We start from the raw sequence: 21,498 nt of genomic DNA, 5'->3' as shown, positions 1-21,498 counted from the left end.
GATTTCGCATGACCGATCACGCATTGTTGCTGGTTAACCTGGGTTCGCCCGCGTCCACCGAAGTAGCCGATGTTCGCCGTTACCTCAATCAGTTCCTGATGGATCCCTACGTGATCGACCTGCCCTGGCCGCTGCGTCGATTGCTGGTGTCGCTGATTCTGATCAAGCGTCCTGCGGCATCGGCGCACGCCTATGCCTCGATCTGGTGGGAAGACGGTTCGCCGCTGGTAGTGATCAGCCGCCGCCTGCAGGAAGCGATGAAGGCTCAGTGGACTCAGGGGCCGGTAGAACTGGCCATGCGTTATGGCGAGCCGTCCATCGAGTCGACCCTGCAGCGTCTGGCCGCGCAGGGGATTCGTGAGGTGACCCTGGCGCCGTTGTATCCGCAGTTTGCCGACAGCACCACCACCACGGTGATCGAGGAGGTCAAGCGGGTGGTGCGTGAGCGTGGGCTGGACATGCGTCTGTCCACGCTGCCGCCGTTCTACGATCAGCCGGAGTATCTTGATGCCCTGGTCGCCAGTGCCAAGCCTTACCTGGAGCAGGAATTCGATCACCTGTTGCTGAGCTTCCACGGCCTGCCGGAACGTCACCTGCACAAGCTCGATCCCAGCGGTCACTGCCTGAAAGGTGACGACTGCTGCCGCAGCGCTTCGCCCGCGGTACTCGCCAACTGTTACCGCGCGCAATGCCTGCGCAGCGCCGAGTTGTTCGCCGAGCGTATGGGCCTGCGCCCGGAGCAGTGGTCGGTGAGCTTCCAGTCGCGCCTGGGGCGCGCCAAGTGGATCGAGCCCTACACCGAGACGCGTCTCGACGAGCTGGCGGCGCAGGGCGTGAAGAAGCTGCTGGTGATGTGTCCGGCCTTCGTCGCCGACTGCATCGAAACCCTCGAGGAGATCGGCGACCGTGGCCGCGAGCAGTTCGTCGAAGCCGGTGGCGAAAGCCTGCAGCTGGTTCCCTGCCTGAACGATCATCCTGACTGGGCGGCGGCATTGAAGGTGTTGTGCGAGCGCGCGCCCGTTATGGTCTGAGGGACTGTTGACCGTCGGGGCGAGCCATTCGCCTCGGCGGGTATGAAGCATTCGCCGATCTGATAACACCTTCGAGCGATACTCACTGCCGTTTATATCGTCCTAAGCTGGCGCTTCTTTCAACCGTCGCGTATCGCGTTCTGCGGTGCCGAGGAGAGCGTCCGTGCATAACAACAATAACGGCTATCCCTCCAGTGCCCGAGCCTGGACCACTGTTGCCATCCTGATGGTGGCGTATGTCCTGTCCTTCGTTGATCGGCAGATTCTCAACTTGCTGGTCGAGCCCATTCGTCGCGATTTGGCGATCAATGACACGCAGATGAGCCTGCTGATGGGCCTGTCGTTCGCTCTGTTCTATACCGTGTGCGGCATTCCGTTGGGCCGTGTGGCCGATACCCGCAGCCGGCGCGGGCTGATCGCTGTTGGCATTCTGTTCTGGAGCGCCGCTACCGCCGCCTGCGGCATGGCCAAGCTGTACTGGCAGTTCCTCCTGTGCCGCATCGGCGTGGGTGTGGGCGAGGCGGCGTTGTCGCCAGCCGCCTATTCGCTGATTGCCGACAGCTTTCCCGCCGAGCGCCGGGCCACAGCCATCAGCGTCTATTCCATGGGCGTCTACCTCGGCTCGGGCCTGGCCTTTCTGGTTGGCGGGCTGGTCATTCAGTTCGCCTCGGCGCAGGGCGACGTTACGTTGCCGGTGCTGGGTGAGGTGCGTCCCTGGCAGCTCATCTTCCTCATTCTCGGCGGTGCCGGCGTGCTCTTCACGTTGTTGATGCTCGCGGTCAAGGAGCCTGCTCGGCGTGGTGCCGGTGCTGGGGTGGCGGTGCCGCTCAGTGAAGTGGGGCGCTACATTCGTGCCAATCGACGTACCGTGCTGCTGCACAACTTCGGCTTCGCCGGTTTGGCCTTCGCCGGTTACGGTAGCGCCGCCTGGATACCGACCTTCTTCATCCGTACCCACGGTTGGGATGCCGGCCAGGTCGGCATCGTCTACGGCAGTATCGTTGCGGTGTTCGGTTGCCTGGGGATCGTCTTCGGTGGGCGACTGGCTGACTGGATGGCCAAGCGCGGGCGCAGCGATGCCAACATGCGTGTCGGCCTTTACGCGGCCCTGGGGGCCTTACCCATGGTGGTGCTGTATCCGTTGGTGGACAGCGCATTCTGGGCCAGTGTGCTGATGGCCCCCACGGTGTTCTGCCTGAGCATGCCGTTCGGCGTGGCGCCAGCGGCGATCCAGGAAATCATGCCCAATTCGATGCGCGGCCAGGCGTCGGCCATCTATCTGTTCGTCATCACCCTGATCGGCCTGGGAGTGGGGCCGACCGCCGTGGCGCTGGTCACCGACTTCGTCTTCGCCGATGACGCCGCGCTGCGCTATTCGCTGCTGATCATCACCACCCTGGCAGTGTCGACGTCGATCATCCTGCTGGCCAAGAGCCTCAAGCCGTACCGCGAAAGCGTCACGCGGTTGGAGCAATGGGCCGCTAATGTGGCCTGAGCAGGCGCATTTTCCTGCCGTGTCGTGCGTTGATCGGCACGATTTATGCGCCAGGGCACAGGCAGCGTGGAATTTTTGCGCTTTACTGAGGTTCTGAGTGTTGCGCGCGCCATTGGGGCGCGTGCCAGCCAGGGAACCTCTACATGGGAGCGAGGCCAGCGTCTGCTGTACACGGCAGGCCAATCAACAACTCGGTGTTTTTGCAGCGGCTAGTGCTGCCGGTGCTGGCTGTGCTGCTGCTGCTCAGCGGCTGCAGTGGTCGTCTGGATAACGATTCCATCCTGCACACGCGCAATCCGCTCAAACCCACTGAGGTGCTGCAGACGGACGTTGATCGCATGGCTACCCTGGCCATGCGTAACAACCTCAACAGCCTCTATCGGCTGATGAACAAGCTGTATCAACGTAACCCTCGCGAGTGGCGCAAGAACTCCCTGCCCGACGCCGCTGCTGCCGAGCGCGCTATCCAGTACGCCATCGAACATAACCAGGACTGGCCAACCTTGGGCGGCCTACGTGATGTCGCTGCGCTGGATTATTCGCTGAGCCCGGCATTTCAGGGCGACCGCGTAGCAGCCTTCACCTACGCCATTGGCAGCATGCTGGTGACGGCTCACGGTGGGCGCACCGAGTTCTACCTGACCGACAGCTTCAATGCGCAGTTCATCCACAACGCCGCGCGCAATCTGGAGAAGGCCGGCTGGATGCTCTCGCAACGGCGTGACGCCACGGGCCAGCCGATGCTGCTATCCAACGAGTTCTCCGAGCAGGGCAACAACCTCAGCTATGCAGTGGAGTTCGGCAAGATGGTGGCGCGTCTCGATCTGCTCACCCATGTGCTGGAAGAGCGTTACCGGAGGATGGGCGCCAACTACGCCCAGAGCCTGTTTCTGCTGAATTTCCTGCCGGTGCAGTAGCTCGCGCCCCTGGCCCTGGGCGCGCTCGCTGGGTGGGATCGCCGGCAATGGTGTCGAGCGTCCGTCCAGCAGCATCGACACCAGTTGCTCAGGGCAGGTGTGAATCAGACCTTGCGGACGAACTCGGACTTGAGTTTCATCGCACCGATGCCATCGATCTTGCAGTCGATATCGTGATCGCCGTCGACCAGGCGGATGTTCTTCACCTTGGTACCCACCTTGACCACCAGCGACGAGCCTTTGACCTTGAGATCCTTGATCACGGTGATGGTGTCGCCGTCCTGCAGCAGGTTGCCGACCGAGTCCTTGATCACGCGCGCGTCATCGCTGTTCTCGGCGCTCTCGCCGGCTTTCCACTCGTGAGCACATTCGGGGCAGACCAGCTGTGTGCCGTCTTCGTAGGTGTATTCGGAGTTGCATTTTGGGCAGGGCGGCAGAGCGGTCAAGGCATGTCCTCGGTAAACAGGAATAAACCGCAGATTATATAGGGTTTTGTTCGTTGGCGCCGCTCTAGGACGTGGAACCTCCGAGATACGGGTGTTTTAAATATTGGACTTTTCATTACTAGGTGGTGTGCCTGTATTTCCCTTGAGGCGCCTTTTTATGGGCGTTCACTTGATATGCAATCGATGAGGTATCAGAAGATCTCGAGCAGATTTGTTTGACATATTTTACGGCTCGGGCAGACTGGCTGCAGATTCCGTTGCCGAACCGGGTAACGGGCAGCATCGCTGCAGCCCCTCTCTGGATTGAGTTGACCCGGTTCGAGCCGCCGTCGGAAGGCGGCACTCAGGCTCAGGATGGGTCTCGGTGCGCGGGGTTAGCCAAACAGGCCGCACGTGCTACAGCAGAGTGTTCTGCTGCCCAGCGGTCTGCACAGCAACGATAGGCCCGGCCTGTCCCAAGGTGACGTATGTCCGACAACAAGATCCGCAATACCCCCCGCAAGCCCGTCGTGTTGATGTCCATGGGCGCTCAAGAGCGCAAGGGCCACGACTATCAGGTAATGACCCACAAATACATCCAGCCCCTAGTCGAGTTCTCCGGTTGTGTGCCGGTGCTGGTGCCCACCTGCTGTGGCATCGACGACCTCGAACAGTACCTGGACATGGCTGATGGCGTGTACCTGACCGGTGCCGGCAGCAACATCGACCCGACGCTCTATGGCCAGGAAAACGAAACTCCGAACAAGGGCCAGGACCGCGACCGCGATCTGTTCGATCTACCCTTGATCCGTGCCGCCATCGCCCGCGGTCTGCCGATCTTCGGTATCTGCCGCGGCATGCAGGAAATCAACGTGGCGCTGGGTGGCGACATCTACCAGAAGGTCTACGCCGAGCCGGGTTTCAACGACCATCGCGAGAATCCCGATGACCCGGTCGAGGTGCAGTACGCGCCCAGCCACAGCGTGCGCCCGGTAGCCGGTAGCTGGTTCGCCGAGCTGATGGGCAAGGACGAGATTCAGGTCAACTCCCTGCACGGCCAGGCCATTCGTAACCTGGGCAAGGGGCTAGAAGTGCTGGCCACCGCCGAGGATGGTCTGATCGAGGCGATCCATGCGCCGAGCCTGTCGCCCTTCCTGTTCGCGGTGCAATGGCATCCGGAGTGGCAGGCTGCACTGAACCCGGATTCGGTGAAGATCTTCCAGGCCTTCGGTGATGCCTGTCACCGCCGAGTCGCCTCGCGCAACAGCCGTCAGGCTGCCTGATCCGCGCCAAACGCGCCGCTGGCCCCTGCATCAGTAGGGGCTTGGCGGTTGTGGCCAGTTCAGGGTGCCGCTGTCGCTGAAGCGACGCGTGCCGAACAGGCCATCGGCAAGTTTGCCGCGCAGCACGTAGGGCACTTCCTGGCCGGGTTGATAGCCGGCCGCGCCCCAGGCCTGACGCACCACTGAAAACGCCGAAATGCTCACCGGGACGCTCAGTACCGTCTCGCCGAAGCGTGGCACGCTGCCGCTCTGGTCGCTGACGCCACTGGCCAGCGGTTGGCCGTTTACGTCCAGATCCAACGCCATGCCTTTGAAGCTCACCGCGCTGTCATTGGGGTTCTGCACTCGCAGTTTGACCGCGAAACGCACTTCCAGGCCCTGACCGGGCAAAGGTTCCAGGCCGACCAGGTCGACCCGTAGCGGATCACGATTGCTCAGGCTGGCGCAGGCGCCCAGGCTTGCCGCGAGCAGGCTGATGAGACAGAGACGGAGCAGACGAGGCATGACGATCTTCCCTGGACTTGATGGGTTCAGGATAGAAGACCGCAGTGCGCGCCATTAGCTCCCGGCACGTTGCCGGCTGCCCAGCACCAGTGCGATACCGCCGAGTACAGCGACGGCACTCAAGGTCAGGCGCAGAGACAACGCTTCGCTCAGCAGCAGGCTGCCGCCGAGAGCGGCGAGAATCGGCACGCTCAGTTGCACCGTGGCGGCCTGGCTGGCGCGTAGTCCGGGCAGGGCGCTGTACCAGATGGCGTAGCCAACGCCGGAGGTCAGGGCGCCGGACAGCAGGGCGTAGAACAGGCCGGGCCCGTCCCAGTCGAGGTGTGGCAGCAGCACCAGCGCCAGCAGCAGGGCCAAGGGGGCTGCACGCAGGAAGTTGCCGGCGGTCACGGCCAGCGGATCACCCTGGCCGCGCCCCAGCAGCGAGTACGCTCCCCAGGCGATGCCGGCCAGCAGCATCAGCAAGGCCGCCAGCAGTGGTGGCGCACTGGCGCCGGGCAGCAGCAGCGCCAGCAGGCCGGCCGTCGCCAGCGCCGTGCCGAGGCTGGCGCCCAGCCCCAGGCGTTCGCCGCGTAGCAAGCCCCAGAGCAGCATGCTCAATTGCACCGAGCCGAACAGCAGCAGGGCGCCGGTGCCGGTATCCAGTTGCAGATAGGCGAAGGAAAACGTCGCGGCGTAAGTGAACAGTGCCAGTGCGTCTGGCCAGTTACCGGCGATGGGTTGTCTGGCCTGCCTCAGCCTGAGCAACAGCCAGAGCGTCAGCGCGCCAGCGAACAGGCGGATCGCCGTGAAGCTGGCGGCATCGATGTCGGTTTCACGCAGTGCTATGCGGCACAGCAGCGAGTTGCCGGCGAAGGCCAGCATGGCAAGGCAGGTAAGCAGCAGGATACGCGGTGGCATCGTCCATCCTTGGGTGAAGGTCTGGTGATGCCGTGCAGCTAACCACGCCAGGCTGGTCGATGGCATTGGCAGAAGGTCGCAAGTGGCTGCGACCTTGGCCATTCAGGCAGGGGCAGATGATCAGAAGTGCGCTTTGACCAGCAGGCTGGCGGTGTTCTGGTCGGTCGGGCCAACGAATTGGCTGACGTCGCCGCCGTCCTTGATGCCGTACTTGTTCTTCCAGTAGTCGTATTCGATACCCACGTAGAGCTGCTTCTCGCCCCACTTAAGCGCCTTGCCCAGGTCGTACTTGATCTGTGGGTTGAAGTGCAGGTTGGCGTGGTACTCGCCGCGACGGTTCTGGTCATTGTCCACCACCCAGTCCATGAAACCGTCGATGAGAATGTCCGATTCGCCGACGGGGATGGTGTAGCTCCACACCGGGGTGATCTGCCAGACGTTGCTGCCGGGGCGGCTGCCGTCGGTAGTGCGCAGGTAGGTGTTGAGCTGGAAGTAATCGAAGCCGGGGATGTCCAGGTCGACCGCCGGGCCGATCAGGTAGGACTCGACGTCGTCTTCACCGAATTCGTAGGTGGTGGAGATCAGCACGTCCTTGATCGGCCCGAAGGAGAAGTCGGCACCGGTGATCTTGCCCAGCGAGAAGCGCGGGCTGAATTCGCCATAGAAGGTATGGCCGTCACCCGCGCCGTTGGTGGCGTCGGTGTTGTACTTGATCACGTCGACGAACAGGAATAGGTCACCGAAGCTCCAGCCGCTGGCGTGCTCGAAGGTGACGGTCTGCTGAATCTCCGGGTCGATCTTGAAGTCCTGGCCATAGAGGTAGGTCAGGCTGTTGTTCTGCCACTGCATCAGGTCACCGGCAATGGCCTGGCCGCCCGCCAGCAAACCGCCGGCCAGTGCCAGCGAAGAGAGAGTGCGATTCATGGAAGCTCCTGGTGGTTAAGACGTGTCGTTATGGTTCTTTGCCTGCCATTCATGGCGGTCGCCCTTGCGGAGCCGACGTCAAAAATCGCTCCCGGCGTTCTTAAACCTGTCCGTCTGGTCAGGCTGGTGCTGCTAGAGCAAAAACGGCGCCAATTCTCTTGATTGTGCATATCCCTTGCAAATCAAAACGATGCGCGGAGTTTTCAGGTTCGCTCCAGTGCCATCGATGCACCCTTTTCTGACCAAAAGGACAAAAACGGCCATAACTTGGTGCGCAACCGTCTGGCGGCCGCGGCAGCTGGCAATTTCTCAGCAGCTGGGCGTGGCGGCATCATCAACCTCGGCTCGGTGGTGGCGCTGGCACCGGAAATGTTCAACGCCGTGTACAGCGCGACCAAGGCTTATGTGCTGAGCCTGACCCAGACCCTGGCTGGCGAATTGAGTGGTTCGGGGGTGCAGCTGCAGGCGGTGATGCCAGGCGTGACTCGCACCGAAATCCGGGAGCGCAGCGGCACCGATGCGTCGGCTCTGCCGCCGTCGATGATCATGGAAGTGGGCGAGATGGTCGATGCTGCGCTGGCTGGTTTCGATCAGGGTGAACTGGTGACCATACCCTCGCTGCCGAATGCAGCCGACTGGGACACCTTCGTCGCTGCCCGCGCTGCCTTGGGGGCGAACCTGTCGCGCAACCAGGCGGCTGCGCGCTACAAATGAGTCCGAAGCAGTCTCGTTATTGGCTATGTGCACGTGAGTGACGGTGTAGGAGCGGCTTCAGCCGCGAATTTCGCGGATAAATCCGCTCCTACGGGTGCACAGTTAACTCAGACATAGCCTTGTCACTACGCGTCCTGCGCCTGCTCGACCAGCAGGAGACGGGTGGTTTTCAGCAAGCGGTCGGATAGCTCAGGATCCTTGACGCTGCGCGACAGCAGCAGGGCGCCGACCATGGCCGAGAGCATCAGCACGCTTTCGTCTTTCGCGTGTTCGCCTTTCAGGTTGTTCTCGATCAGCGCCAGGCGGTTGCGCACGATCACATCGCTAGTGGCACTGGGTTCGCCGCGCTGGCCGAGCTCTGCAGATGGAGGCAGGGCGCCAGGCGGCGATGGGTGTGCATGGTTGGACGATGCAGGCTTGAGAGCGGGCAGGGCGTTGTGCGCAGCGCGGGTGTTGCATCGTTTGAACGAGCGCATCTGAAAAAGCCGTCATGCCCGCGCAGGCGGGCATCCAGAACCTAGGAATCATCTGGGCTCCCGCCTTCGCGGGAGTGACGATAAATGGTGGTTTCTGCGCGTAGCCCGGGTGCAATTCGGGAAATGAGCGAGAGCCCCGGATTGCATCCGAGCTACGTCATAGGATGTGATCGAGATTGACCGGTTCGCCCGGTTGGACATTGAGTTTGCTGCGGATGTCGGCGAACACCTTGTCGTACTCGTCGTGGCCGCGCATCACCGGGCTGGCGTTGGGAGGCAGGCCATGGCGGGCGGCGATGCGGGTCGCGACGCTGGCGAAGTTGAAGGCGACATCGCGATGCAGTTCGAACGCTTCCTCAAAGTGCCGACCGTCCACGTCGCCGACCAGACGCATATGCAGCATCGGCCCCTGCTGCGGGTCCTTGCGTACTTCGTAGTAGAAGTCCACCGAGAAGGGCGGCAGCAGGCGCATATGCTCGGGGCGGTCGTGATTGTCGCGGTGCAGGTGACCGGGAGTGAACATGATCGTGCCCTCTCAGCGATAGACGATGCCGTTGCAGTCCAGGCTGATGCGTGTGCCTGAACGACCTTGGACGATGGCTTCGATATTTTCCAGCGAACCGATCACCGCGCTGCTACCAGTATTGCGTGCGAACTCGCAAGCGGCCTGCACTTTCGGACCCATGGAGCCGGCGGCGAAGCCGAGCGTTTCGATGGCATCGGGATGAGCTTCGGCTATGGATTTCTGCGAGGGTTTGCCCCAGTCGACATAGGCCGCGTCGACATCGGTGGCGATTACCAGCAGGTCGGCATTGAGCTGTTCGGCCAGTAGCGCCGAGCACAGGTCTTTGTCGATCACCGCCTCGACGCCGCGTAACTGGTTGCCGTCGTACATCGTTGGAATGCCGCCGCCGCCAGCGCAGATCACCACGCTGCCCTTTTCCAGCAGCCATTTGATCGGGCGGATTTCGAAGATGCGCTGCGGGCGCGGGCTCGCCACCACGCGGCGGAACTTGTCGCCGTCCGGGGCGATACTCCAGCCTTTCTCGGCGGCCAGCCGCTCTGCTTCCTGCTTGCTGTAGACCGGGCCGATGGGCTTGGTCGGGTTCTTGAAGGCTGGGTCGGCGCTGTCCACTTCCACCTGGGTGAGCAGGGTGGCGAAGGGCACTTCGAAGGGCAGCAGGTTACCCAGCTCCTGTTCGATCATGTAGCCGATCATGCCTTCGGTTTCGGCGCCGAGCACGTCCAGCGGATAAGGATTGGCCGCGTCATAGGCGTTGCCCTGCAGGGCCAGCAGGCCGACCTGCGGGCCGTTGCCGTGGGCGATGACCAGCTCGTTGCCATCTGCCACCTTGGCGATCTGCTCGCAGGCGACGCGCACGTTCTCTCGTTGATTTTCTGCGGTCATGGCTTCGCCGCGACGAAGCAGGGCGTTGCCGCCCAAGGCGATGACGAGTCGCATGCTGTTCTCCTTGTTGCTCGGATTGAATCCGGGGCTTGTGGTCTGGGGTTCGGCGTCGTCGGTCAGGCCCTCTCCCCCGGCCCCTCTCCCATAAATGGGAGAGGGGAGACAAGCTCATCCCCGGATTGCATCCGGGCTACGTAAACCTAAATATCAGCCAGGGTAGCGACCAGAATGGCCTTGATGGTGTGCATGCGGTTTTCCGCCTGCTCGAAGGCGATGTTCCAGGGTGACTCGAAGACCTCTTCGGTGACCTCGATGCCGTTCTTCAGGTGCGGATACTGCTCGGCAATCTGCTTGCCGATCTTGGTTTCGCTGTTGTGGAAGGCCGGCAGGCAATGCATGAACTTCACTCGTGGGTTGCCGGCGGCCTTCATGATCTCGGCGTTGACCTGGTAGGGCAGCAGCTCTTGGATGCGCTCAGCCCAGGCTTCCACCGGCTCGCCCATGGACACCCAGACGTCGGTGTGGACGAAATCCACGCCCTTGACCGCTGCCTTCGGGTCCTCGGTGAGCAGGATGCGTGCGCCGCTTTCTTCGGCGAATTTCTTGCAGGCGGCGACGTGCTCGTCGCTCGGCCATAGTGCCTTGGGCGCGGCGATGCGCACGTCCATGCCGAGCTTGGCGCCGATCAGCAGCAGCGAGTTGCCCATGTTGTTGCGCGCATCACCTAGGTAGGCGTAGGCGATGTCGTGCAGCGGCTTGTCGCTGTGCTCGCGCATGGTCAGCACATCGGCGAGCATCTGCGTCGGGTGGTACTCATCGGTCAGGCCGTTGAACACCGGCACGCCGGCATACTTGGCCAGCTCCTCGACGATCTCCTGCTTGAAGCCGCGGTACTCGATGGCGTCATACATGCGCCCGAGTACGCGGGCAGTGTCCTTCATGGTTTCCTTGTGGCCGATCTGCGAGGAGTTGGGGTCGATGTAGGTAACGTTGGCCCCCTGGTCGTAGGCTGCCACTTCGAAGGCGCAGCGGGTGCGGGTCGAAGTCTTCTCGAAGATCAGCGCGATGTTCTTGCGGGTCAGGTGCTGCTGCTCGGTGCCGGTGTACTTGGCGCGTTTGAGGTCGCGTGACAGGTCGAGCAGGTAACGCAGCTCGCGGGGGCTATGGTGCATCAGGCTGAGCAGGGGCGGTTGTGCATGTTGAACGCCATGGTTCTTTCTCCGTTGAGAATGCTGTGCGAGGGACGCCCCTCACCCCCGGCCCCTCTCCCGGGGGGAGAGGGGTGGGCTGGGTGATCAGTAATCGATGGGGTCGCGGATGATTGGACAGGTCATGCAGTGGCCGCCGCCACGGCCGCGTCCCAGTTCGCTGGCGCTGATGGTGATGACCTCGACGCCGGCCTTGCGCAGCAGGGTGTTGGTGTAGGTGTTGCGGTCGTAGCCGATGACCACGCCCGGCTCCAGGCAGACCACGTTGTTGCCGTCGTCCCACTGCTCGCGTTCGGCCTCGTAGGCGTCGCCGCCGGTTTCCACTACACGTAGTTTTTTCAGGTTGAGGGATTCGGCGACCACATCGACGAAGGGTTTGTCCTCGCGGCGTACGTCGATGCCGCCTGGGCGGCTCTCGTCCGGGCGCAGGGTGAAGGGCACGATGCTGTTGGCCACTTCCGGGAAGATGGTCACCAGGTCGCGGTCGCAGAAACTGAACACGGTGTCCAGATGCATGGCCGCGCGTGAGCGGCCAAGGCCGGCTACCACCACCCTGTCTGCTGCGCCCTTGGCAAACAGTGCGCGCGCTACCTGGCCGATGGCCTGGTGCGAGCTGCGTTCGCCCATGCCAATCAACACGGTGCCATTGCCGATGGGCATGACGTCACCGCCTTCCAGAGTGGCCGAGCCGTGCTCTTGGTCCGGGTCGCCGTACCAGATCTCGAAGGGCTCATTGGCGAAGTCCGGGTGGAACTTGTAAATGGCGCTGGCGAGCAGGGTTTCCTGGCGGCGCGCCGGCCAGTACATGGGATTCAAGGTGACGCCGCCATAGATCCAGCAGGTGGTGTCGCGGGTGAACTGGGTGTTGGGCAGCGGGGGGAAGATGAAGCTGGCTTCGCCGAGGTAGGCGTTGAACATCTTCGCTGCCTCGGAATCCTTGTGCTTGACCAGATCGGCGCCGGATACGCCGCCGATGAGGAACTCGGCGATCTTGCGTGGCTCCAGGCCTTCGACGAAGTCGCGCACTTCCGTCAGCAGGCCAAGGCCGACGCTGTTGGGGGTGATCTTGCGGTCGAGAATCCACTTCAGCGCGTTGGGGTCGCTGACGGTCTCTTCCAGCAGGTTGTGCATCTCCACCACTTCGACGCCGCGTTCGCGCATCTTGGTCATGAAGTCGAAGTGGTCGCGCTTGGCCTGGGATACCCAGATCACATCGTCGAACAGCAGTTCATCGCAGTTGGCGGGGGTCAGGCGCAGGTGGGCGAGGCCTGGTGAACAGACCATCACCTTGTGCAGTTTGCCGGCTTCGGAATGAACGCCGAGGGCTTTCTTGGACATGTCGAACTCCTTCTCTTACAGACTCAGGAAACCGTCATACAGCCCGTAGGCGGCGATGGCGGCACCGATCAGTACGGCGACAAAAATCAATTTCTCGACGCCGGTGAAGATGGGCTGCCCCAGCTCGCGCTTGGCCTTGGCGAAGAGGATCGCGCCAGGGGCATAGAGCAGCGCCGAGAGCAGCAGGTACTGCACGCCGGCGGCATACACCAGCCACACCGCGTACAGGGTGGAGATGGCGGCGATCAGCAGATCCTTGTTGCGCTCGCCGGCCGCGTTCTCGTAGGTCTCGCCGCGTACCGCCAGCAATACCGCGTAGGCGCTGGACCAGAAGTACGGCACCAGGATCATCGAGGTGGCCAGGTACAGCAGGCTGAGGTAGGTGGAGGCGCTGAACAGGGTGATGATCAGGAACAGCTGGATCAGCCCGTTGGACAGCCACAGCGCGTTGGCCGGAACGTGATTGGCGTTCTCCTTGCGCAGGAACGCCGGCATGGTGTGGTCGCGGGCGCTGGCGAAGAGAATCTCGGCGCACAGCAGCGTCCACGACAGCAAGGCGCCTGCCAGTGAGACGATCAGGCCGATCGAAATCAACTGTGCACCCCAGGGGCCGACCACCTGCTCCAGCACGCCGGCCATAGATGGGTTCTTAAGCCCGGCCAGTTCGGCTTGGGCCATGATGCCCTGGGACAGGATATTGACCAGAACCAGCAGCAGAAGCACACCGACGAAGCCGATCACCGTGGCCTTGCCGACATCGCTGCGCTTCTCGGCGCGAGCGGAGAAGATGCTCGCGCCTTCGATGCCGATGAACACCCAGACGGTGACCAGCATCATGTTGCGCACCTGATCCATCACGCTGCCCAGCTCGGTATTGCCGCGGCCCCAGAAGTCCGCAGTGAATACGTCGAGCTTGAAGGCGATGGCGGCGATGACGATGAACAGCGCCAGCGGCAGCATCTTGGCGATGGTGGTTACGGTGTTGATGAAGGCCGCTTCCTTGATCCCGCGCAGCACCAGAAAGTGCAGCAGCCAGAGCAGCACCGTGGCGCAGATCACTGCCGGCAGGGTGTTGCCTTCGCCAAATACCGGGAAGAAGTAACCCAAAGTGGAAAACAGCAGCACCATGTAGCTGACGTTGCCGATCCAGGCGCTGATCCAGTAGCCCCAGGCTGAGGAGAAGCCCATGTAGTCGCCGAAACCGGCTTTGGCGTAGGCGTACACCCCGCCGTCGAGTTCGGGCTTGCGGTTGGCCAGGGTCTGGAACACGAACGCCAGGGTCAGCATGCCGACCCCGGTGATCAGCCAGCCGATCAGGGTGGCGCCGGCGCTGGCGCTGGCGGCGATATTTTGCGGAAGCGAGAAGATACCGCCGCCGACCATGGAGCCGACGACCAGCGCGATCAGCGCGCCGAGGCGGAGTTTTTGGGTCGAGTCAGACATCTCAATTACCTCCGTGTCACAAGGGGACATAGGTATTGAGCGCGTTTGGCGAGCACAGCATCCTGATTTGAATCAATGGTCAGGATTCGTCAACGCACATCCTTGTTCCAGGCGTTGTCGAGCACCTGATGAGCGTCAGGACTGCTGCTCTGTCTGGCACGGGGAGGCACCAGTCCAATCAACATAGACCGAACTTTCTGTTCCGCAATGATGGCCAGTTGCGATGGAGTCGCTAGCGGGGAAAGGGGATGGGCGGGGCGGTTGGCCCCGCTCGACGCGTCGGCCGGATAAGCTGGCGCAGACCCGAAGGTCAAAGGGAGGAGCATGACGCCGGGCGGGTAGCCCCTGCAGGCAGTTGCGTCATGTGGTTACAGCATGCCGCGGAAAGCTTTCATCCAGCTTTCCGCGGTGTTATCGGCTGCGATCAGCCGATGGTCATCAGGCTGGCGTTGCCGCCAGCCGCAGCGGTGTTGACGCTCAGGGCGTGCTCCACCAGCAGGCGTTCCAGGGCGATGTCGGTCTCGCCCTTGTTCAGGCCGTGTACACCGACGATGGCGCCCTTGCGCTGCGCTGCCTGCTCGCTGACTGCACGCAGCTGGTCGGAGTCGCCGTGGTGCAGGATGGCGTCCAGCTCCACGTCGACGCTGTTCCAGTCTGCCACCAGTTGGATGTGCTTCTGCACCTCCTTCGGCAGTTCGGCGTACAGCGGGCGTTGGCCTTCCAGCCAGATCGCCTGGCTGCCGACGGCCAGGGTGGCAGCAAACTGAGCCAGCAGATCACCGCGCTCGTCGGCCAGGTTCAGCACGTGCTCGCGCGGCAGCAGGGTGTAGCTGTTGCGCTCGCCGGTCGGGCCGGTCAGCGTGTGCGCGCTGTAGCTCTGCGACAGGCCGCAGTACTGCTCGAACAGCGCGGCGATGGCTGGCTCCTGCTTGGTTGCCCATTCGGCAAAGGCGCTGCGCACCTTGTCCAGCTCGGTCGGAACCGGCAGGGCCTGCACCTCGGCCTGCTGCAGATACTGGGCGACGGCCTCCTGCGGACGGGTCGACAGCAGGCGGAACAGGTACAGCGGGCCACCGGCTTTCGGACCAGTGCCTGACAGGCCTTCACCACCGAACGGCTGCACGCCGACCACGGCGCCGACCATGTTGCGGTTGACGTACAGGTTGCCGACCTTGGCGGTGCCGACCACCTGGGCGATGGTCTCGTCGATGCGCGTGTGCACGCCGAGGGTCAGGCCGTAGCCGCTGTCGTTGATCTGCTGCAGCAGCTTGCCCAGATCGGCGCGCTGGTAGCGCACCACGTGCAGCACCGGGCCGAAGATCTCGCGCTTCATTTCGTCGAAGCTGTCCAGCTCGATCAGGGTCGGCACGACGAAGGTGCCGCGCTTGATCTCGTCACCGTTGACGCGCGCCAGTTGAGTGACCTTGCGGCCTTTCTCGCGCAGCTTGGCGATATGGGTTTCGATGCCGGCCTTGGCTTCGGCGTCGATCACCGGGCCGATGTCGGTGTTCAGGCGCTCCGGGTTGCCGAGCGTGTATTCAGTCATGGCGCCCTTGAGCATGGTCAGCACGCGGTCGGCCACGTCGTCCTGCACGCACAGTACGCGCAGCGCCGAGCAGCGCTGGCCGGCGCTGTCGAAGGCGGAGGCGACCACGTCCATCACCACCTGCTCGGTCAGCGCCGAGGAATCGACGATCATGGCGTTGAGGCCGCCGGTTTCGGCGATCAGCGGAATGGTGCGGCCCTGGGCATCCAGGCGACCGGCGATGTTGCGTTGCAGGATGCCGGCCACTTCGGTGGAGCCGGTGAACATCACGCCACGCACGCGCTCGTCACCCACCAGGCGCGCACCAACGGTTTCGCCACGACCCGGCAGCAGTTGCACGGCGCCGGCCGGCACGCCGGCCTCGCGCAGGATGCGCACGGCCTGGGCGGCGATCAGCGGGGTCTGCTCGGCCGGTTTGGCCAGCACGGTGTTGCCGGCGGCCAGTGCGGCGCAGACCTGGCCGGTGAAGATTGCCAGGGGAAAGTTCCACGGGCTGATGCATACCACTGGACCCAGCGGGCGGTGGCTGTCGTTGCCGAAGCTGCGTGCCTGAATGGCGTAGTAGCGGAGGAAGTCCACCGCCTCACGCACCTCGGCGATGGCGTTGGCGAAGGTCTTGCCGGACTCGCGAACCAGCAGGCCCATCAGCTGTTGCAGCTCGGCTTCCATCAGGTCGGCGGCGCGTTCCAGAACGGCGGCGCGCTCGGCGGGCAGGGTGGACTGCCAGATCTGACCGCTGGCCAGGGCGCAGAGAATGGCGCTGTCGACATCCTTGATGTTGGCTTCGCGTACGTGACCGACCAGGTCGCGATGATCGGCCGGGTTGCGCACCGGCTCCGGATCGCCCGGATTGGCGCCATCGCAACCGAGCATCGGCTCGGCCAGGTAGCTGTGGTTGACGGTCGACAGCAGCGCCGAGGACAGCGAGCCGAGCCGGTGTTCGTTGGCCAGGTCGAGGCCGGCGGAGTTGACCCGCTCCTTGCCGTATAGATCACGCGGCAGCGGGATGCGCGGGTGCGGCAGGCCGACGGTGCCTTCCTGCGCGGCCATCTGCTCGACCTGCTGCACCGGATCGAGTACGAGGTCTTTCAGCGAGATGCTGTGGTCGGCGATGCGGTTGACGAAGCTGGTGTTGGCGCCATTTTCCAGCAGGCGACGTACCAGGTAGGCCAGCAGGGTTTCATGGCTGCCGACCGGGGCGTAGATGCGGCACGGGCGGTTCAGCTTGCCATCGGCGATCTTGCCGACCACTTGCTCGTACAGCGGCTCGCCCATGCCGTGCAGGCACTGGAACTCGTACTGGCCCGGGTAGTAGTTCTGCCCGGCCAGGTGATAGATAGCCGACAGCGAGTGGGCGTTGTGCGTGGCGAACTGCGGGTAGATGGCTTCCGGCGCGGCCAACAGTTTGCGCGCACAGGCGATGTAGGAGAGGTCGGTGTACGGCTTGCGGGTGTACACCGGGTAGCCTTCCAGGCCATTGACCTGGGCCAGCTTGATCTCGCTGTCCCAGTAGGCGCCTTTCACCAGGCGGATCATCAGGCGGTGGCGGCTGCGCTTGGCCAGGTCGATGACGTAGTCGATCACGTACGGGCAGCGCTTCTGGTAGGCCTGGATGACGAAGCCGATGCCGTTCCAGCCGGCCAGGCTCGGCGCGAAGCACAGGCGCTCGAGCAGATCCAGCGACAGCTCCAGGCGGTCGGCTTCCTCGGCGTCGATGTTGATGCCGATGTCGTACTGCTTGGCCAGTTGGGTCAGACCCAGCAGGGTCGGGTACAGCTCGTCCATTACGCGCTCGTACTGGGCGCGGCTGTAGCGGGGGTGCAGGGCGGACAGCTTGATCGAGATGCCCGGGCCTTCGTAGATGCCGCGACCGTGCGAGGCCTTGCCGATGGCGTGGATGGCCTGCTCGTAGGAGGCCAGGTAACGCTTGGCGTCTTCTTCGGTCAGCGCGGCTTCACCGAGCATGTCGTAGGAATAGCGGAAGCCTTTGGCCTCCAGGTTGGATGCATTGGCCAGGGCTTCGGCGATGGTTTCGCCGGTGACGAACTGTTCGCCCATCAGGCGCATGGCCATGTCCACACCCTTGCGGATCACCGACTCGCCGCTCTTGCCGATGATGCGGTTGAGCGCCGAGGTCATGCCGGCTTCGGTGTGGGTCGACACCAGCTTGCCGGTGATCAGCAAGCCCCAGCTGGCCGCGTTGACGAACATCGACGGGCTCTGGCCGAGGTGCTGGCTCCAGTTGCCGTTGGCGATCTTGTCGCGAATCAGCGCGTCGCGGGTGGCCTTGTCGGGGATGCGCAGCAGGGCTTCGGCCAGGCACATCAGCGCCACGCCTTCCTGCGACGACAGCGAGAACTCCTGCAGCAGGCCCTGCACCAGCCCCTGACGGCCGCTGGCGTTTTTCTGGTTGCGCAGCTTTTCGGCGATGCCCAGGGCCAGCTTCTGCGAGGCTTCGGCTTGCTCCGGGTTCAGGCGCGCCTGCTCCAGCAGCATCGGTACCACTTCGGTTTCCGGGCGGCGGTAGGCGCTGGTGATGGCGGCGCGCAGCACCGACTGCGGCAGGATGCTCTCGGCGAAATCCAGGAATACCTGCAAGCCCTGCTCGGTCAGCGACTCCAGCGCCTCTTCACCGGCGGCAGCGGCCAGGCCGGCGTGCTCGGCGGGCGTCAGGCCACTCTCGACTTGCTCCAGATAATTGAAGATCGCCTGCTTGATCATCCAGTGCGGCGTGCGGTCGATCTGCGCGGCAGCCTTTTTCAGGCGTTCGCGGGTGGCATCGTCGAGTTTCACGCCAAGAGTGGTAGTAGCCATGGGGAGTCCTACTTATTGTCAGGTTATGCACGGTAGAAAATTGCCGAAGCAATTTTTGACGTCGCCCTGCGACGGCCCGAAGAGTTGCCGCCTTCGATGCGGGCAGCAAAAAAGCTGCGGGAGAGTAAACCCGTAAATATGTAGGGTGCAACTAGGTGCAGCCAATAATTGTCGTGGGCCGACGAACGTCTAATCCCATGGCTCATGAACGCTGCCGCTAAAGCCCGGCGCCGCAGACAATAGGTCATGAGTAGCACAAAGCGGGCTGAAACCGGTGGGGAGACTTTGTGGTGCAACCTTGGTGCTACCCGATCGTCGGCAAGGTATTGCCTTTTGATCAGGGTAGACCGCTGGAAAGGGGACGGTGGTGCGAGGTGACGGATTGCATGCACCGGGTAGCGCCAGGCGCAGATCAGTAGCGGCAGTCTTCGCCGATGCGTTGATAGATCAGAGTGTGCTGTTCGCCTTTGGAGTCCAGGTAGACCATTCGGGCTTCACCCGTTTCGCAGCCTTGCGGCAGGGTCTGGCTGATGATCCTGGCGATGTCCAGGTGCATCCCGTAGTGGTAGTGCTCGGGTGTTTCGGCATGTGCCAGGGGAGTGGTGCAGGCGAAAGCGAGTAGGCAGGCGATACGTTTCATGTTGGCCTCGATTGGGAGAAAAGGCCGTGTCAGCGGCCTGAGGGGCGCCAGTCAGGAGCTCGGCCGGCACCCGGTAAGCCTTGTTTCAGCCGTGATGATCGGTGCTCTGCGAGCCCGTGGTCTGCGCTTGCTGGGTGGCTGTGGTGTGCGGCTGTTGCTGGTGGGCCTGCTGATGGGCGACGAATGCAGCCGACTCTTCGGCAAGGCAGGCCTGGGCGGCCAGTAGAGTGGAGAGAGACAGGGCAGCGGCAGTGATGAGGTTCTTCATGAGGGGGATCCTCTCGGGATTCTTCGTGGGTTCGAAGTCATCCTAGTGAGGCATCGGGGTCGGAAAAAGCGCGCTGCGGGTGAATGACTCTTACTTCTCTCGCAACAATTTATCGGGTGTCGCCCAGTATCGCGTGTCGTCCAATACCGCTTCGTCAGCGCGCAGCAGCGGTGGCAGTTCGGCCTTGAGGAAGTCCACCCAGGTGCGCGTCTTGGCATCGAGAAAACGACGCGACGGATACATCGCATAGATGTTCAGGGCGCGCAGGCGGTGTTGCGGCAGGATACGCAGCAGTCGCCCCTCGCGCAGCGGCTGACTGGCGACGAACGATGGCAGCAGGCAAAACCCCATGCCCGCCTGCGCTGCCTTGACCAGAGCCTCGGCGACGTTGACCTGAAAGCATTAGGCTGGCAAGGCATCCAGCTGCTCGTCACCGAAATCCCACTGGCCGCGGTACAGCGGGTCGGTCAGCCGCAGGTAGCGGTGTTGCTGCAGATCGCTCGGTCGTTGTGCGATGCCGTGTTTGGCCAGGTAGCTGGGGGCGGCGCAGAGCACGCTGTACACCGGGCCGAGACGTTGTGCGACCAGTTGCGAATCCGGCAGGTCGCGGGCGAAGGCGACGGTCACGTCGTGGCCGTCTTCGAGAAGATCCGGCGTGCGTTGCGCCAGGGTGAGCTCGACCACCACCTGTGGATAACGCTCGGCGTAGCAGGCGATCAGTGGCGTCAGGTGCTGCAGGCCGAGGCCGGTCATGGTGTGTACGCGCAGGCGGCCACTGGGCGTGAGGTGGGCGCCGCTTGCTTCGGCATCGGCTTCGTCGATCTGGCCGAGAATCTGTCGGCTGCGTTCCAGATAGCGCTCGCCGGTTTCGGTCAGGGCCAGGCGGCGAGTGGTGCGCTGCAGCAGGCGCGCTTGCAGATGCTGCTCCAGATCGGCGATCAGGCGTGACACCTGAGCAGTCGACAGATCCAGCGCCTGAGCTGCTGCAGTGAAACTGCCGCGCTCGACCACCTGAATGAACACGCGCATCGCATGCAAGGTATCCATTGTTGCTCCTGGCGTAAGAGGGTCTGACGCATTATGCGCGTCCTGCCGCTACAGCACGCCAAGGATCAACTGCGCCGCCACCGCGAACATCATCGCAGCCACACCCAGATCGATCAGGCGCCAGGTCAGCGGTTTCGCCAGCCACGGCGCCAGCCAGGCCGCACCAAGAGCCAGAGCGCTGAACCAGAGAAAGGACGCGCTGGCCGCTCCTGCCGCATAGGCGCCGGGCTCGGGTTGCTGAGCACCGAGCGAGCCGATCAGCAACACGGTATCCAGATAGACGTGCGGGTTGAGCAGGGTGACCGCCAGCGCTGCGAGCATCACCGCGCGAAGCGAACGTGGTTCGCTGCCAGCCGCCTGCAGTGACTGTGGGCGGGCGGCGCGCAGCAGCGCCTGGCTGCCGTACCACATGAGGAAGGCAGCGCCGCCCCAGCGGGCGATTGCCAGCAGCGTCGGGCTCTGCGTCAGCAGTGTGGCGAGGCCGAACACGCCGGCCGCCACCAGTGCCGCGTCGCAGGCGATGCACAGCGCGGCCACCGGCAGGTGGTGTTCGCGGCGCAGGCTTTGCGCCAGGACGAAGGCGTTCTGTGCGCCGATGGCCATGATCAGGCCGATGGCCACCAGCAGGCCGTTACTGTAGCTCTGCCACATCACGCGTGCTCCGGCAGGGAGGCCGCTGACAGAGCGCGCAGGGTGGAAAGCACCTTTTCGGCTCGTTCGCAGGGCACGAACAGGTGGTCGTGGTGAAAGCCTGCGACCACGTTGCAACTGATCCCCGCCTGCGCCAGGGCGGTGGAGAAGGAAGCGGTCAAACCGACAGCTGCCAGCGACGAATGCACCTCAAGGGTGATCCAGGCCGCGACGTAGTCGTAGCTCAGGTTGTACGCGTCGGCGACCTCGCGCGGCAGCACCAGGCTCAGGCCTTCGCTTTCGCGCAGGCTGGCGATGGGCTGCAGGCCGCTGCAGTCATACTCGGCCGGAACGCAGCAGAACACATACTGACCGGGGTTGAGCTGCGGCGTCATGCTTTGCAACAGGCGCGCGAGGTTGGTTTCGCCAGACATGGCAGGCTCCTGATTGGGTGAGTGCTAGCGAGTCTGCTGCGACTGGATGTATA

General features: G+C 63.3%; 18 protein-coding genes and 3 pseudogenes. 5 read left to right on the top strand and 16 right to left on the bottom strand.

The features are described 5' to 3' along the window. The first annotated feature begins 8 nt into the window (after positions 1-8). From hemH to ACNFCJ_RS09375, 3 genes are all read left to right on the top strand, one after another. Positions 9-1,031: a ferrochelatase gene (hemH, locus tag ACNFCJ_RS09385; protein ID WP_416770968.1), complete on the top strand. Its 1,023-nt coding sequence runs from the start codon at positions 9-11 to the stop codon at positions 1,029-1,031. A 163-nt stretch (positions 1,032-1,194) separates the two neighbouring features. Further along, a complete protein-coding gene (locus ACNFCJ_RS09380; protein WP_416770967.1) occupies positions 1,195-2,526 on the top strand; it encodes a spinster family MFS transporter in 1,332 nt (443 codons plus the stop codon). A gap of 143 nt (positions 2,527-2,669) precedes the next feature. Further along, complete coding sequence (locus tag ACNFCJ_RS09375) at positions 2,670-3,443, top strand: hypothetical protein (RefSeq protein WP_416770966.1); 774 nt, start codon at positions 2,670-2,672, stop codon at positions 3,441-3,443. A 104-nt stretch (positions 3,444-3,547) separates the two neighbouring features. Here ACNFCJ_RS09375 and ACNFCJ_RS09370 read toward each other — a convergent pair whose 3' ends face one another. Continuing rightward, positions 3,548-3,889: a zinc ribbon domain-containing protein YjdM gene (locus ACNFCJ_RS09370; protein WP_058487120.1), complete on the bottom strand. Its 342-nt coding sequence runs from the start codon at positions 3,887-3,889 to the stop codon at positions 3,548-3,550. Between the two features lie 467 nt (positions 3,890-4,356). Between ACNFCJ_RS09370 and ACNFCJ_RS09365 the strand changes: the two genes are divergently transcribed. After that, entirely contained in the window at positions 4,357-5,151 is a 795-nt protein-coding gene (locus ACNFCJ_RS09365) for a gamma-glutamyl-gamma-aminobutyrate hydrolase family protein (protein WP_416770962.1), read from the top strand. Between the two features lie 30 nt (positions 5,152-5,181). Here the strand turns inward: ACNFCJ_RS09365 and ACNFCJ_RS09360 are convergent, their stop codons facing one another. From ACNFCJ_RS09360 to ACNFCJ_RS09350, 3 genes are all read right to left on the bottom strand, one after another. Then, the gene (locus tag ACNFCJ_RS09360; RefSeq protein ID WP_416770960.1) at positions 5,182-5,655 is read right to left on the bottom strand and encodes an LEA type 2 family protein; all 474 of its coding nucleotides are present in this window, start codon (positions 5,653-5,655) and stop codon (positions 5,182-5,184) included. 54 nt (positions 5,656-5,709) lie between these two features. Then, on the bottom strand, positions 5,710-6,555 hold the full coding sequence (locus ACNFCJ_RS09355) for an EamA family transporter (protein ID WP_416770959.1): 846 nt from the start codon (positions 6,553-6,555) through the stop codon (positions 5,710-5,712). Between the two features lie 120 nt (positions 6,556-6,675). Continuing rightward, the gene (locus ACNFCJ_RS09350) at positions 6,676-7,479 is read right to left on the bottom strand and encodes an outer membrane protein OmpK (RefSeq protein WP_343350824.1); all 804 of its coding nucleotides are present in this window, start codon (positions 7,477-7,479) and stop codon (positions 6,676-6,678) included. A gap of 279 nt (positions 7,480-7,758) precedes the next feature. On the opposite strand from ACNFCJ_RS09350, the pseudogene ACNFCJ_RS09345 reads away from it, so the two are divergent. Beyond that, positions 7,759-8,193, top strand: a pseudogene (locus ACNFCJ_RS09345) (SDR family NAD(P)-dependent oxidoreductase); the annotation flags it as partial. Positions 8,194-8,318: 125 nt separating this feature from the next. Here the strand turns inward: ACNFCJ_RS09345 and ACNFCJ_RS09340 are convergent. From ACNFCJ_RS09340 to ACNFCJ_RS09285, 12 genes and pseudogenes are all read right to left on the bottom strand, one after another. After that, entirely contained in the window at positions 8,319-8,669 is a 351-nt protein-coding gene (locus ACNFCJ_RS09340) for a hypothetical protein (RefSeq protein ID WP_416770957.1), read from the bottom strand. A gap of 157 nt (positions 8,670-8,826) precedes the next feature. Then, on the bottom strand, positions 8,827-9,192 hold the full coding sequence (locus ACNFCJ_RS09335) for a DUF5064 family protein (protein ID WP_179545630.1): 366 nt from the start codon (positions 9,190-9,192) through the stop codon (positions 8,827-8,829). Between the two features lie 12 nt (positions 9,193-9,204). Continuing rightward, positions 9,205-10,131 carry a carbamate kinase gene (arcC, locus tag ACNFCJ_RS09330; protein ID WP_416770956.1) on the bottom strand — a complete coding sequence of 309 codons (927 nt, stop codon included), beginning with the start codon at positions 10,129-10,131 and terminating at the stop codon, positions 9,205-9,207. Positions 10,132-10,277: 146 nt separating this feature from the next. Beyond that, positions 10,278-11,287: pseudogene (locus ACNFCJ_RS09325) on the bottom strand (ornithine carbamoyltransferase). Positions 11,288-11,372: 85 nt separating this feature from the next. Next, complete coding sequence (gene arcA / locus ACNFCJ_RS09320; RefSeq protein ID WP_416770954.1) at positions 11,373-12,623, bottom strand: arginine deiminase; 1,251 nt, start codon at positions 12,621-12,623, stop codon at positions 11,373-11,375. Between the two features lie 15 nt (positions 12,624-12,638). Further along, positions 12,639-14,066, bottom strand: a complete 1,428-nt coding sequence (gene arcD / locus ACNFCJ_RS09315) for an arginine-ornithine antiporter (RefSeq protein ID WP_416770952.1) — start codon at positions 14,064-14,066, stop codon at positions 12,639-12,641. 424 nt (positions 14,067-14,490) lie between these two features. Beyond that, entirely contained in the window at positions 14,491-18,426 is a 3,936-nt protein-coding gene (gene putA, locus ACNFCJ_RS09310; RefSeq protein ID WP_416770950.1) for a trifunctional transcriptional regulator/proline dehydrogenase/L-glutamate gamma-semialdehyde dehydrogenase, read from the bottom strand. 412 nt (positions 18,427-18,838) lie between these two features. Then, positions 18,839-19,066, bottom strand: coding sequence for a DUF2790 domain-containing protein (locus ACNFCJ_RS09305; protein WP_115299363.1), 228 nt, complete (start codon positions 19,064-19,066; stop codon positions 18,839-18,841). A gap of 85 nt (positions 19,067-19,151) precedes the next feature. After that, the gene (locus tag ACNFCJ_RS09300; protein WP_115299362.1) at positions 19,152-19,334 is read right to left on the bottom strand and encodes a hypothetical protein; all 183 of its coding nucleotides are present in this window, start codon (positions 19,332-19,334) and stop codon (positions 19,152-19,154) included. Positions 19,335-19,424: 90 nt separating this feature from the next. Beyond that, positions 19,425-20,381 (bottom strand): annotated as a pseudogene (locus tag ACNFCJ_RS09295) (LysR family transcriptional regulator). Positions 20,382-20,429: 48 nt separating this feature from the next. Next, the gene (locus ACNFCJ_RS09290; RefSeq protein ID WP_017361848.1) at positions 20,430-21,032 is read right to left on the bottom strand and encodes a LysE/ArgO family amino acid transporter; all 603 of its coding nucleotides are present in this window, start codon (positions 21,030-21,032) and stop codon (positions 20,430-20,432) included. Beyond that, a complete protein-coding gene (locus ACNFCJ_RS09285; protein WP_416770947.1) occupies positions 21,032-21,445 on the bottom strand; it encodes an ACT domain-containing protein in 414 nt (137 codons plus the stop codon). Before ACNFCJ_RS09285 ends, ACNFCJ_RS09290 begins: the two co-directional genes overlap by 1 nt. Between the last annotated feature and the right edge of the window lie 53 nt (positions 21,446-21,498).

The organism is Pseudomonas sp. NY15364, assembly GCF_048068235.1.
Classification (GTDB): Bacteria; Pseudomonadota; Gammaproteobacteria; order Pseudomonadales; family Pseudomonadaceae; genus Aquipseudomonas; species Aquipseudomonas mendocina_D.
The sequence above is the reverse complement of the archived record's forward strand: the minus strand, read 5'-3'. Positions and strand labels throughout refer to the sequence as shown.